This window comes from Rhodococcus sp. APC 3903 (genome assembly GCF_030407755.1).
Lineage (GTDB): Bacteria > Actinomycetota > Actinomycetes > Mycobacteriales > Mycobacteriaceae > Rhodococcus_F > Rhodococcus_F erythropolis.
This window is the reverse complement of record NZ_JASDCV010000048.1, coordinates 8,235-20,025: the sequence shown is the minus strand read 5'-3', so window position 1 is coordinate 20,025 and position 11,791 is coordinate 8,235. Positions and strand designations below refer to the sequence as shown.

The following is an 11,791-nucleotide window of genomic DNA, read 5'->3' as shown; positions in this document are numbered from 1 at the left end:
CAGGAGCGCGAACGCCTGGAAGTGACGTTCCCCGACCACACGACCGTGATCGTCACAGACGCAGGCACCTACGTCGAATCCGACGCCCCAGACGAGTTCGTCGCCGCAATCCGCAACTGGCACACACCCCGACCGTGACGCTGGCCACGACACCAGCGTGGCCATGACCGGTGCATGAGCGCGAAGGACCTTCATGCAAGCCGGCCGGCGAGTCGGTAAGAGCCATCATGCGGATCTATGGGCAGAAATTCGCCCAGGATCGAACGTGATTTCTACGTGCCCGCTACTCGAGAACAGCGCCTCAGCCCGACCGCTACGGCTAACGAGCGGTAGGACGCTTCAATTGCACTGAGAGCACAAACGCCCCCAGGAAAGTGAGTGCGAGCGAAAAACACGCAACACCCGTCGGGCCCCAGCCTTCAGGCAGGACACGGACATTCACACCGGCATGGCAGCCGTCCCGATGGGTCGCTGGCTGCCTTGTATGGGACCGGGAGCCTACGCAGTCAAATCCGGATCACGCCGGCTGATCAGAGCTTGTCGCGAGCGCCGCTGCGGCTAGTTGGGCATCCTCATCCGGCGTACCACCGGACACACCCAACGCCCCGATCAGAACCCCGTCCGCATCGAGGATCGGCAATCCGCCTCCCATCAACAACAAACCGCTGATGTGATCGAAATGCGCCACCGGCTCCCCCACCACCAACGGTGCACTGAGATCACCACTGGGCATCTGGAACATCACCGACGTACGCGCCTTCGCGATCGCCAAATCGTTCGAGGCAAGCCACGCCCCATCCGAACGTCCGAACGCCACCAAATTCGCGCCCGGATCGAACACCGCGAACACCGCCCGGATACCGGCATCCCGCGCCGCTGCCCGACCACGTTGGATCAAGTCATTTGCATGATCGAGGGTAATCGTCTGTTGCAATGTCGAAATGCTCACGTTCTCAGGCATTTTGGGTCCACTCCGTCTCCTGCCACTGCTTCGCGGCTTCGATGGTGTCGAGGGGACGCATCGTGCGGTACAGATGCTCCTCGGCGGGGATGATCTCGACCATCGCGTCGATCATTTCCTGCGGATCAGCCTGACCGACCAGGGAATCACCGAAGTCCGGCATCTTCACCACAGCCTTGTCCGCGTCGTACCACTGCACGTAACTTTCCGCTCCGGTGTCGTTGAAGCCCGTTCCGAACACACCCGGATTCACCGTTGCGACCTTGACACCCAACGGTTCCAACTCCGCCTTCATCGAACCTGCGATCGCTTCGATGGCATGCTTCGTCGCGCAGTAGACGCCCAGGAACGGAACCACCAGGATGCCGCCCATCGACGACGTCCACACGACCTTGCCCGCACCACGAGCGACCATCTTCGGAACGATCGCCTGCACCAACTGCAGATGCCCGAAGACGTTGATATCGAACGACTCCCGCGCACGCTGCAACGGAATGTCCACAATCGCCCCGCCCTCCATCACACCGGCGTTGAGCACCAGAACATCCGGATCGAAGGACCCTGCATGCTCGATGTCGATGCTGTCGAGCAAGTTCAGTTTGATGACCTCGAGCTCGACACCCGCGTCCGCCGCATCCGCCCGCAAACTCCGCACCTGCGGCCACGTCTCCGCCGCAGCAATGACCCGATGACCCTGCCGCGCCAGCTCGAGCGCAGTCCCCCGCCCGAAACCAGAACTTGCACCCGTAATCAGAATTGTCTGAGACATACCTTCGATCTCCGTTCGTCTGGCGACAGGACTTGGCTGAATGCCGATTTCAGCGTGCCAGTCGAACCCCCAACTGTCAATAACTGGTTAGTTACCTCCATTGAGCAGCAGGTTTGACCCGATCGAGCGTAAATACGGAAACGGCTCCGGCATATCCCCTCACTTCGGGCAGCCGCGAAATCCCCGGGCGCAAGCACACGTTCCGGCCCCGGCCCGGCTCGACCCGCGGTGGCCCGCGGGACTGTTGTCAGCTACCGGGGGTGCGCGCGATCACGGCGTCAACGGCCGCCATCAGCGCGATGCGATGCTGAGCTATCCGCTCCTCGGAGAACGGGTCACCGCTCACTGTCGCCTTCAACGCCGGCGAGGCATAAAACCACGACGTCGCGAGCCCACAGACGAAAGCAAGGACGTCCGTGGATGTCATCGCCGAAGCAGGTGAACCCGGCTCGAGGGCCGCGCCGATGGCATCGACCTTGCGTTCGTACGCCGTGAACTCGTTCGGCCTCACTTCGGGACGTTCGAGCTGCGCCCATGCCGTCAACCGCAAATGCTCCGGATGGGCGAGCAAGTGATCGAACAAAGCTCCCGCATATCCCGCGAGGTCACCCGGCGTGAACAACACCGCAGCATTGAGATCATCGATGAACCTCTCCACGACAGTGTCGAACAACTGCTCCTTGTTCGTGAAGTACACATAGATCAAACGCTTGTTCGCGCGCGCAGCCAACCCGATCCGATCCACACGCGCACCGGCCAACCCGTGCTCGGCGAACTCCGCCAACGCGGCATCGAGCAACCGCTTCTTCGTAGCGGTGGAATCCGGCGGCATACGGGAAGAATACACTTTAACTATCTGGTTAAAGAACCGCGCCCGACCACCCACCGGACAGCCCTCTCAGCCGTCCCACCAGCAAAGACAAACCACAGCCCGCCCGAAGGAATCCTCCCCGGAGGCGGTGTTCGGCGACGCGTCAGCAGACATCCGTCGAAGACCCCAGCCACGCCCGGCAGTCAACGGTGACGTGCCCCGGACCCGAGGGGCGAGCGCCCCCAGAATCATCGGCAGCACGACCGCGCTACACCGGGGACTCGAACTCAGCCAACACTTTCTGGAATCGATGCGCGCACCGTATCGCGTCGCAGCAGCGCGTCCGCCCCACCCGAACGTCCCTACGTGTCACTGCTGAAATCGCCCAGCGGATACGAAACAGTCCCTCATGGCTCGGTGCCTGACAGGCACACGAGGCCATCACCGCTGGGCTTCATCGTCCGCAGACTCATTTCCTAATGACCGGACGCACCGATGGTGGTGTGTACCGCGAATAGCGCCCCCGCGCAGGGCTTCTCAACTGGATCGGCTCGCCGAACAACTCCACCCGCCTCAGGTCGCGAAGAAACCCGCTCACACACTCCCACAACTCATCAGCACACACCGGCGCCGATGGGCCCACCAACCCGATCAACAAACCGAACACCACATCGTCGTCGCCGTCCACGACCGCCTCGTACGAACCGATCAACACCGCATCCTCGGGAAACCGTCCACGAAGCTGCCTCAACTCCCGCAGAAACTTCTGCCGACACCCGTCAACGCCCATGCGCTTCCGTCCCTCCCCCGCTCGACCGGCCGGACACACCCCACCACCAGACGATAACGACCGCAGCGCTGCCCGCTCGCCTGTACCTCTCCCTGACTGGAACCACGCGTCGCTGCCACCCGCCGTATCCGATATAACTTCATCGAACAAGCACGCTGAAAACAGGCAAGATCGGAAGGGCGTACGAGTGTCGCGGCGGACGAAGGAACACTAGGCCCGATAGCGAAAGCCGTTGCCCCACAACGAGTCGGAGGATTCCTCGACCATCACCACGGCGACCGCCCGGAAGGGTCCGACACCATCACCCCGGCCACCGAACTGCTCCTCTCCCACAAACACCCCGACAACAGAGCCCACGTCGCCCACACCCTGCACACAATCCGCACCACCGGCGGGGCGCTCAGCAGCCGCCACCGCATCATCGACACCCACGGACACACCCGCTCCGTGGTCGTCGGCGGCGATCACGTCCTCGACGAGCACGGCGAGGTCATCGGCACCGCCCCGCCTGAGCCGCCACGAGTGCAGCGTTCGACGATCTCGCAGACCGTTGAGGCAAGCAGAATCCGGCGATCATCCGATTCTGGAACAACGCCTGGCAGGAATTCATCCCGTTCCTCGAATACGACACAGAGATACGGCGAGCGCTGCGCTCTACCAATGCAATTGAGTCCTCGAATGCCCGACACCGGCGGACTGTCAAGGCTCGTGAGCATTTTCCCACCGAGGCTGCCGCGCTCAAGTGCCCCTATCTGGTGACGCGTTCACTGGACCCGACAGGCAAGGGCCAGGCACGATGGATAACGAGGTGGAAGCCTGCTCTGAACGCGTGTGCGATCACGTTCGCCGATCGTTGGCCTGGGTCGGAAACTTACTGATGGAAATCCGCCGAAACACCGTTAGCGAGATAGACCCGGATTCACTGCACAAGCAGTGCAATCGGGAGTACCAGGAAGAAGAGCGATATCGCGACAAGGAAGACGCGTTCGGCGATGCCGAAGAACCGTGCTCGCAGCTTGGGAAGAAGCGCGATGACCAGCGCGATGAGCGAGACCATCGCGATGATGTTGAGGGCACGCAGGGCGCCGGACAGAGCGTTGCCGGAGTCCGCGACGAGCTGGGCGAAGCGCCCGGTGAGGGTGTAACTCAGAGCGAACCATGCAATGGCGGCCACCATGTGGGCCCGCCCGATCAGCGTGGCCTTGTCGCCTTCCAGATCAGTCGGCAACGCCGGCAGGACGAGGAAGATCACGGACAGTACGAGCAGGTAGATGCTGGTCGATGTGTGGGAGGTCCAGTTCGGGTAACCCCACAACACCGCCGCGGCGAGAGTTGCGAACAGGGCCGCAGTCACGGCGTTCATCGCGGAGGCGAGTCTTCGGGTAGGTCCGACAGCGTAGTCGCTCACGGCGTGTTTGACGGGCGAGTAGTGGGCTCGGCCGACGATGTGCAGCGTCAGGAATAGCGCGAGACGAGTGGCGGCCAAGATCAGGGCGACGATCATAAGAGTGGTGATCACGGATGCTCCTGGGTTGAGGGAGTAGTGCAGGTCTTTTGCAAGTGGGCCGGCGCTATCCGGCTTGTCCCTTGATCTGTGCGTGGAGGGCTCGAATGGTGCGCGCCAGCTGGTTCGGGTCTATCCCGACGGCCGCGGCGCTCTGGTCGAGGGATCCTCCCAGTGACGCGGTGGCCGTTTCCTTCAGCGTCCGCCCGGCCGGTGTTATCTCAAGGCGACGCACGTGGCCGGCTCCAGTGGGGGCGACGTCGACGATCAGCCCCTCGGTGATCAGGCGCTTGATGATGACGCTCGTCGACGGTTCGCTGATCCGGAGTGCGGTGGCGAGCTGGCGCCCGGTGAGTCCTGGATGCTCACTGACGATGACGAGAGCGACGTAGCGGTTGTAGGTCAAACTGTGCTCCCCGAGCATCCTGTCCGCCTGGCGGTCGAGAGTGAGCACCAAGTCGTGGAGTTCGTAAGCCAGATCCATACCGAGTAACTTAGGCTTCTAAGTTACTTGGTGCAACTCTGGATTCGGCCTGACTGGTTCGGGCCACCGCCAGGGCAACCCCGGGAAACTTCAGCTCCCAGCGGTCGACGTCGAGGTGGAGTTACACGTTCGTTGCGTTCGTCGCTGATGCCTTGGTGGTTCGCGAAGTTACGTCCAATTACATTGCTGTCGGCGTATCTCGTCATGCTCGTAGTCCGCGCGCTTGCAGCACGCCGAGCCACACGGACCCGGCGGTGAACACCACACCGACCAGTACGGAGGTGGGCGCAGCGATACGGTTGTACGCCTCCTGTTGAGCGAGGTAGCGGTACTTGCCTTCGGGCGGGTTCGACACCCCATCGACGATCAGCTCCTCGACAAGCTTCGAACCCACTCGGCACACGTCCGATGCCGACATGGTCTTGAGGTCGCACGTCGCAGGCTCGTGGATTGTCACGAGGCCCATCCAGATGGCGAATGCCCCGAGGATCAGACACAGGGGTGTCGCGATGAGCAGCTTTACCGACATGCCTGGCGACTCACCCGACGAATGCCTGCCCATGCCTGAATCCTAGATCGGGGCCGTCCAGTCGAGGGCACCTGCGGGCAGCGGCAGCGAGGTTCGCGATCACCGCAAGGACAACATCTAGATACGGGACACGGACACCGTCGGCGAGAAGGATCCGTATCCGCCGAAGGGCTGACCTGGTCGCACGGGCACGTTCGGCCACGCCTGCATGTGACCGTGTCGGTGCGCCCGCGCGTCGGTCGCTGCGACCACATCCGGCCACAGGCCCAGAACGACGAACAGGGTGCAGGTCAGTCGCGAGTACGTCTCGGTCTCGCCGCAGCTGAACTCCTCGGGTCCCACTCTTTCCGAGGATAGAGCCGAACCACCACCTGTAGCGAGAACAAAATCCGCACTAGCAAACGTGTCGAAGCGCAACCTCGGGTGACGTTCGTCCTCGAAGAATGTCGACTCGGCAGGCCCTGCCCGTGCCTGCCGAATTCTGGCTTCGCGCAGACCTAGCACGAAGAGCATTCCACGGCCCAGCCGGATCACTCACCAGCCTTCGCTAGATGAAGTACCGACCCAAGGCAAGGGAAGAACACGAACAAAGAGGGAGCTCGATGCCGTCGACTGGGCAGTCGATCCGGGATCACTACAGTTACCGCCATGTCTGTGAATATCGATGTCAGTTTCGGCGTGTACAGCCTCGCAACGGAGGATGCAGCAGTGGCCTACACCCTGTTCGAGCGGGTGATCGAGGAAAATCAGCTCGAACGCTACGTGACCATCTCCGAACGAGAGAACGCCGACGGGACCCGTGACGTGTACGTCGTGTCACAGCATCCCGTAGTTTTCAACGGTTTCTACAAGTGGCGCCCCACGTTCGAGGGGTCGTTGCAGAGTCGCATCGCGGAGGCGATTCCACTTGCAAAAGTGGAGTTTGACTGGCATTACCCCGACGATAAGTGAAGTCGAGGACCACGGCTCGGAACTGGACCGGAAAGCTGATCGGACGGATTGCTTGCCCGCGCAGGAGAAGATGGATGCGTTGATGGCCCGCGCAGATTGCAGGTACGCACGCAACCGATCATCTCGCCAAGCCGCGGATCGCGTGGACCTCGTCCTTAAGTGGGGTCGCTTCAGCCCCACACTGTCCACGGACTCGGAATCCAGCTCACCACGGTTCCACCCAAGGCCATCGTTCTGGTCTCGGCCTTGTTGAAGTAGATCGTGGCGGCGATGATGCCCCAAGTCCCAGGACGGGTCAGCGGTGACCGGGAACGCCGCATCTGCAGAGAAATCGACATGCTGGACGAGCGTCGAACCTTCAACCGTCAGTGAGGCCGGAACGCTTGCACCGTGGGCGTCCTTGGCCCACGGCACCGCGAAACCTCCGATCGGAATTCCCTTGTCGTTGTCGACGGTCACCGAACCGCCTTCCTGCGGCTCCGCGACACAGCCCTCGGGAAGATTCAAGGGGAACTTGTAGGTGTTCGGTGCGGATGCGTCGGGGATCGTGATGATCGTCGATACCGAACCGTTGTCACCGGCGGTCGTGTCGAATGAGGCCGCTGCTCCGCCACTTCTGGCAGCGATGTTGGAACCTGTTATCTGCCAAGAAATTTGGACTCCGTCAGTTCCTTCGGCCGCGACAACAAAAGTTCTGCTCAGCAGGTCTTCGTCATCGCACAACAACATCCCGACGATCCGACAGCCTTTAGCGCCAACGACACACGTCTGATTTACCTCACCGACCACAAGATCACCCGCTAGCGCCCACCACACCGGCTGATCAACACCTCGGATGTGAGCGCTCATCTGTCATGAGTGTCTTCATCCGTCGCGATTCCGTTGTCGCCCGCGGCCCACACCGAGAGGCCAGGGTTTCCGCCGACGCCCCCCCTCCCCGGGGGGATCGATCCGATCGACCCTGGGATTGGTCAGACGTGGCCTCCGCGGATCGATCCGATCGATACCGGGGTCGGCGGTTCTTCCAGGAGGGCCTGCTTCACACTCTCACATCCGAGAATTTCCGCGATTCTTCCGTTGCCGACGCCGAATTGCCCACAGTCGCCACCCGCTCAGGCTCCGACGCTCTTTCCTCAGCCCCACCGGTGCGCGACTGGTCATGAATCGGAACACTAGGTTGCGCGCAACTGATCCAAGTGTCGCCTGACCACATTCCTGGCCACGGTCGGCGACGTCACACCGGGATGCAGCGTTGCCCTGAGTGCGAGTCCGTCGATCACCGCCGCCAACCTTTCCGTTTCCAATGCTGTCTCCGCTTCCGAGGCCAACTCGGCTCGCACGACGATCAGCCTGGCCATCGACGATGACCCCGCGAAGAGCCGCCCAGCCGCCCCAGCCAGAACCGGGTCGGTGCGTCCCGATGTGACGATCTCGAGCCAGACGGTGACCTCCCGACTCGTTCGTTCGTTCAGTGGAAGCAACTCACCCAACATGTCTTCGGCAATCGAGACACGGTCCTCGTTGCCATCCAACCGATCTCGGTGCGCCTCGATACGAGCCGAGACTCTCTCGATGATCTCGTTCGAGGCGGCAGCGATCAGTTCGTCGCGCGACGGGAAGTAGTGGCGCACAGAGCCGATCGCCAAACCTGCTGCGTCTGCTACCGCACGGAGGGTGACCTGTTCGATTCCCGATTCGACGACCACATCGAATACGGCCTCGAAGATTCTCTGACGCCTCTCGGCGGGATCGACGACTCTCGGCACCGTTCTTTTATAGCAGACTTGTGCTACTTTCTTATTTAGCACGTTCATGCTTCTAAAGAGGAGATGTTGTGGAAACCGTACTGACCTTGTTGCTCATCCGATTCGCGATCATCGCTGCAGTGGTGACCGTCGTCGCCCTCGCACTCTTCGGTATCGCGGTGCACCTGAAACGACGCGGCAAATGGGACGGCACCAAAAAACGCATCGGCCCGATGGCCGTGCGCGCGGCCGATACGTACGCGCGACGATCCCCATCCTCCTTCCGCCGATCATGGACCGCCCGCGCCGCGCAGTCTGCCGCAAAGCGGCTCAACGAAGACCGAGACCGTTCATGACAACGCTCGCGGCCGATGGAGACGAACTGATGCATCACCTACTCGTCGACTTCATCTGGAAAATCGGGATAGTCGCCGCGCTGCTCCTGATCGGAATCGCTGTCGCGATCATCATCTGGAAACGCGTGAGGTAGCTCCACAACTGGCCAGCGGCTATAAAAATGCTGGGCAGGGACGTCCGCCGAGTTTCCTCACTCGCAGGCTACGTCGAGCCCTTGCGCGAGGGCGTCCGCGGCGCCGGTCGATACGGTGCGTCGTCTCGCAGCATCGCCCACAGCACCTTGGACCTGCGGCGCGCCAACACAAGTACCCGTCGTCCGCCACAATCTCACCAACCGGTACAACCACGATCTCAGAGATTTGAAGACTTCCACATCACCGCGCTGGGTTGACGTCGAACTCGCCCGGGACGTCAGGATACGGCGTTGTGACCACTCGACGGGCACAATCCCCAGCGACGGCTTCGACATCAACGCCGAAAGCAACTACGCACCAACTCATCCCCAAAGTTATTGACAAATAACCCAATTCAAATTCAGGCAAATCGGGCCGGTGATCGCTTCCCTTCTCCAGCCGACCCTCGACACACGCGGATAACCCTTACAGCACTGCACACCTGCCCCTAGCCTGGGGCTCGACCCACACCGATCGACCTACGAGGGGGAACCAATGATCACACCGACACATATCCGAAAAATCGCAGCAGCAGCCGCATTCACCGCCCTGACAGCTGGATCACTCACCGCCGGAACCGGACTCGCATCCGCCGGAGTCGCCGACGACGCACGCGGACCACACACCCCCACCACCAGCGCAGCAACCGACGCAGCACATAACGCACCCCCACACGCTCCCGTCACAAGCGCAGCAAACGGCACCCACAGAAACCCGTTCGCTCAGCCGAACACCCACGGCGGCCAGCACTCCCACGACCACGGACGCTAAACACCCAACGACAACGGCCCCACCCGCCAGCACACTCCAGCGAATGAAGGCCGTTGCACGGTCCAGGAACTACACCCCGCACCGTTCCTCACCGTGAAAATCGCTCGGCACGACCCCACACCACATCACGCCCAACGCATCCGCCAACAGATACAGTTCAGGGATCTGACCGAAGTCCCCGGGCTCCCCCGGATATCAACGCGACCGCAGACCTCGCGCGGCCGGAAACGAAGAAACAGAGACCCCTGCTCCGAACTGACGGCCAGGGGTTTCTGTCATGTGTAGGTTTTGGCGCCCATCACCTACCAGTCGCGAGATCCGTCGAGGGCTTCTAGCAATATCTCCGTAACTCGTTGGGGGTCGTCGCCGAATTTGCTTGTTTTCACTGCCTCACCCAGCGCGGCTGCCATCGCCTCCCGCGTCTCAGTGTCGAACGCGTGCTGCTCATCGAGGGCATTGAGCGCGGTGACAACCCGACTCCGCCCCTCAGAAAAATGGCTGCGCAGCGGCTTATCCCCGGCCACATGCTCTGTCGTGCCAAGTCGGCAATCTTCAGTGCGCCGATCAGTCAGCTCTTCCACGCTCGTACCCGAGGCATTCGCCGGCAGAACAACAGCCCGAGGTGCCGACGGGGCCAACGACAACGCAAGAACACGCGAATCGACCCGCACCGGCAATTGATTTACACCTAATTCCGCTGTGCTGCAATTATTTTGCATCTTTGTTGAACCTTGCTGCTGAAACAGTCAGCACCACCACCAATGTTCAATTCGTGATCCTTGTTCACTCCAGAGGTGTCGCCGGCGCCTCGATCCATTCACGCAGGTACTGCCGTGACTACGAGGTTCTGCTCGTACGTGAACCCGGACGGCAACGAAGGATCCGGAACCGTCGCGCCACCGCATGTGACGAGAACCAACCGCGGCGCACCCGCATCGGAGAAGACCTCCGCCGGTAACGCCACTTTCTCGTACAGCGTCAAACTCGCTGCGCGATAGACGAACATCGATCCCGAATCGTCTGTCACGTAAATCGGAGTTCCCGGCTTCATCTGGTGAAGTGGCCACAACGCACCATGGGTACGATCTCCGTCGTCGACATGCCCGGCAACGAGATTCGTCCCCTCGGCGGAGCCGAACTGCACAGCGTTCGCGAAATGGGAAACCTTGTCCGGATGCGGAAGAATCATCCCGCCCTGCAGTCCCAATCCACTGGTGACGATGTCGGCGCGTACGTTCAGGTCCGGAATCGCAAGCATGTTGGCAGGTAGATCAACAGGAGCCGGATCCCAGACCGCGCCCGGCTCCGGGGTGGCCCCGATCTCGAACGGCGCGTCGGGCACCGGCGCACTGATGGGCTCCCCGGCGGCGCTGAACGCGAAGTAGATCAGCACCAACCCCGCCGTGAGAAAAATCAAGAAGAGAAGGATCAAGGGCAGAGCGCGCCCAGTCCGACGTTGATGTTCCGTATGCAACACGCTCTGCCCCATCACTTTCCGATCCTCTATCAGGTGTTCATTCGTGGGTGAGCCACTGGCTCACCCATGAATGAACTGCTGAAATCCTTACTCCGAATCGTGTCCGTCCGAGCGGCGCTTACGCGTCAAGAGGACGATCCCTGTTCCCACCCCGGCCAGCAGGACCAGACCACCGGCTGCCAGGAGAGCACCGTTGACTCCGGTTTCCCCAGCTCCGCCTCCGGAATTGATGGATCCACCCGATTGAGAGGGCTTGGGTGCCGGCGCGGCTTGTCCCCCACCGGGAGTGCCCGGCTTGGGAACCGTTGACGAAGCGACCGGGGGGACCGACGGCTTCGGGAAGGTCGGCGGTACCACGATCACCACTGTGGTGGTCGGCGGAGGCTCCGTGGTCGTAGTCGGCGGCTCCGTCGTCGTAGTCGGCGGCTCCGTCGTCGTAGTCGGCGGCTCCGTCGTCGTAGTCGGCGGC

The 11,791-nt window shown here is 61.8% G+C and carries 16 protein-coding genes and 2 pseudogenes; 6 read left to right on the top strand and 12 right to left on the bottom strand.

The genetic code is table 11. The features are described from left to right. Nucleotides 1-517: 517 nt before the first annotated feature. The 3 genes from QMA15_RS31640 to QMA15_RS31630 form a co-directional block, all read right to left on the bottom strand. Nucleotides 518-961 (bottom strand): heme-binding protein, encoded by a 444-nt coding sequence (locus QMA15_RS31640; RefSeq protein WP_290288886.1) that lies wholly within the window; start codon nucleotides 959-961, stop codon nucleotides 518-520. Continuing rightward, nucleotides 954-1,730, bottom strand: coding sequence for an SDR family oxidoreductase (locus QMA15_RS31635; protein ID WP_290288884.1), 777 nt, complete (start codon nucleotides 1,728-1,730; stop codon nucleotides 954-956). Before QMA15_RS31635 ends, QMA15_RS31640 begins: the two co-directional genes overlap by 8 nt. Nucleotides 1,731-1,977: 247 nt before the next feature. Further along, nucleotides 1,978-2,562, bottom strand: coding sequence for a TetR family transcriptional regulator (locus QMA15_RS31630; protein WP_290288881.1), 585 nt, complete (start codon nucleotides 2,560-2,562; stop codon nucleotides 1,978-1,980). A gap of 1,069 nt (nucleotides 2,563-3,631) precedes the next feature. Here QMA15_RS31630 and QMA15_RS31625 point away from each other — a divergent pair. After that, nucleotides 3,632-3,832, top strand: a pseudogene (locus QMA15_RS31625) (transcription antitermination regulator); the annotation flags it as partial. Nucleotides 3,833-3,858: 26 nt separating this feature from the next. Further along, nucleotides 3,859-4,209: pseudogene (locus tag QMA15_RS31620) on the top strand (transposase); the annotation flags it as partial. 41 nt (nucleotides 4,210-4,250) lie between these two features. Here the strand turns inward: QMA15_RS31620 and QMA15_RS31615 are convergent. The 4 genes from QMA15_RS31615 to QMA15_RS31600 form a co-directional block, all read right to left on the bottom strand. Further along, entirely contained in the window at nucleotides 4,251-4,850 is a 600-nt protein-coding gene (locus tag QMA15_RS31615) for a DUF998 domain-containing protein (protein ID WP_290288877.1), read from the bottom strand. Between the two features lie 52 nt (nucleotides 4,851-4,902). Then, nucleotides 4,903-5,319, bottom strand: coding sequence for a MarR family transcriptional regulator (locus QMA15_RS31610; protein WP_290288874.1), 417 nt, complete (start codon nucleotides 5,317-5,319; stop codon nucleotides 4,903-4,905). A gap of 202 nt (nucleotides 5,320-5,521) precedes the next feature. After that, complete coding sequence (locus QMA15_RS31605) at nucleotides 5,522-5,881, bottom strand: hypothetical protein (RefSeq protein ID WP_290288872.1); 360 nt, start codon at nucleotides 5,879-5,881, stop codon at nucleotides 5,522-5,524. 84 nt (nucleotides 5,882-5,965) lie between these two features. Then, nucleotides 5,966-6,190 carry a hypothetical protein gene (locus QMA15_RS31600; RefSeq protein WP_290288870.1) on the bottom strand — a complete coding sequence of 75 codons (225 nt, stop codon included), beginning with the start codon at nucleotides 6,188-6,190 and terminating at the stop codon, nucleotides 5,966-5,968. A gap of 306 nt (nucleotides 6,191-6,496) precedes the next feature. On the opposite strand from QMA15_RS31600, the gene QMA15_RS31595 reads away from it, so the two are divergent. Then, nucleotides 6,497-6,799, top strand: a complete 303-nt coding sequence (locus QMA15_RS31595; RefSeq protein ID WP_290288868.1) for a hypothetical protein — start codon at nucleotides 6,497-6,499, stop codon at nucleotides 6,797-6,799. Nucleotides 6,800-6,969: 170 nt separating this feature from the next. Here QMA15_RS31595 and QMA15_RS31590 read toward each other — a convergent pair whose 3' ends face one another. Further along, on the bottom strand, nucleotides 6,970-7,137 hold the full coding sequence (locus tag QMA15_RS31590; protein ID WP_290288865.1) for a hypothetical protein: 168 nt from the start codon (nucleotides 7,135-7,137) through the stop codon (nucleotides 6,970-6,972). Between the two features lie 834 nt (nucleotides 7,138-7,971). After that, entirely contained in the window at nucleotides 7,972-8,565 is a 594-nt protein-coding gene (locus QMA15_RS31585) for a TetR family transcriptional regulator C-terminal domain-containing protein (RefSeq protein WP_290288863.1), read from the bottom strand. 68 nt (nucleotides 8,566-8,633) lie between these two features. Between QMA15_RS31585 and QMA15_RS31580 the strand changes: the two genes are divergently transcribed. From QMA15_RS31580 to QMA15_RS31570, 3 genes are all read left to right on the top strand, one after another. After that, entirely contained in the window at nucleotides 8,634-8,900 is a 267-nt protein-coding gene (locus QMA15_RS31580; protein ID WP_290288861.1) for a hypothetical protein, read from the top strand. Continuing rightward, entirely contained in the window at nucleotides 8,897-9,034 is a 138-nt protein-coding gene (locus QMA15_RS31575) for a hypothetical protein (RefSeq protein ID WP_290288859.1), read from the top strand. The genes QMA15_RS31580 and QMA15_RS31575 overlap by 4 nt, the downstream gene beginning before the upstream one ends. 535 nt (nucleotides 9,035-9,569) lie before the next feature. Continuing rightward, nucleotides 9,570-9,845: a hypothetical protein gene (locus QMA15_RS31570; RefSeq protein ID WP_290288857.1), complete on the top strand. Its 276-nt coding sequence runs from the start codon at nucleotides 9,570-9,572 to the stop codon at nucleotides 9,843-9,845. A gap of 302 nt (nucleotides 9,846-10,147) precedes the next feature. On the opposite strand, the gene QMA15_RS31565 is transcribed toward QMA15_RS31570, so the two are convergent. From QMA15_RS31565 to QMA15_RS31555, 3 genes are all read right to left on the bottom strand, one after another. Then, nucleotides 10,148-10,426 (bottom strand): hypothetical protein, encoded by a 279-nt coding sequence (locus QMA15_RS31565; protein WP_290288856.1) that lies wholly within the window; start codon nucleotides 10,424-10,426, stop codon nucleotides 10,148-10,150. A 236-nt stretch (nucleotides 10,427-10,662) separates the two neighbouring features. Beyond that, entirely contained in the window at nucleotides 10,663-11,262 is a 600-nt protein-coding gene (locus QMA15_RS31560; protein ID WP_290288854.1) for a class F sortase, read from the bottom strand. Nucleotides 11,263-11,409: 147 nt separating this feature from the next. Beyond that, nucleotides 11,410-11,679, bottom strand: a complete 270-nt coding sequence (locus QMA15_RS31555; protein ID WP_290288852.1) for a hypothetical protein — start codon at nucleotides 11,677-11,679, stop codon at nucleotides 11,410-11,412. Nucleotides 11,680-11,791 lie beyond the last annotated feature (112 nt).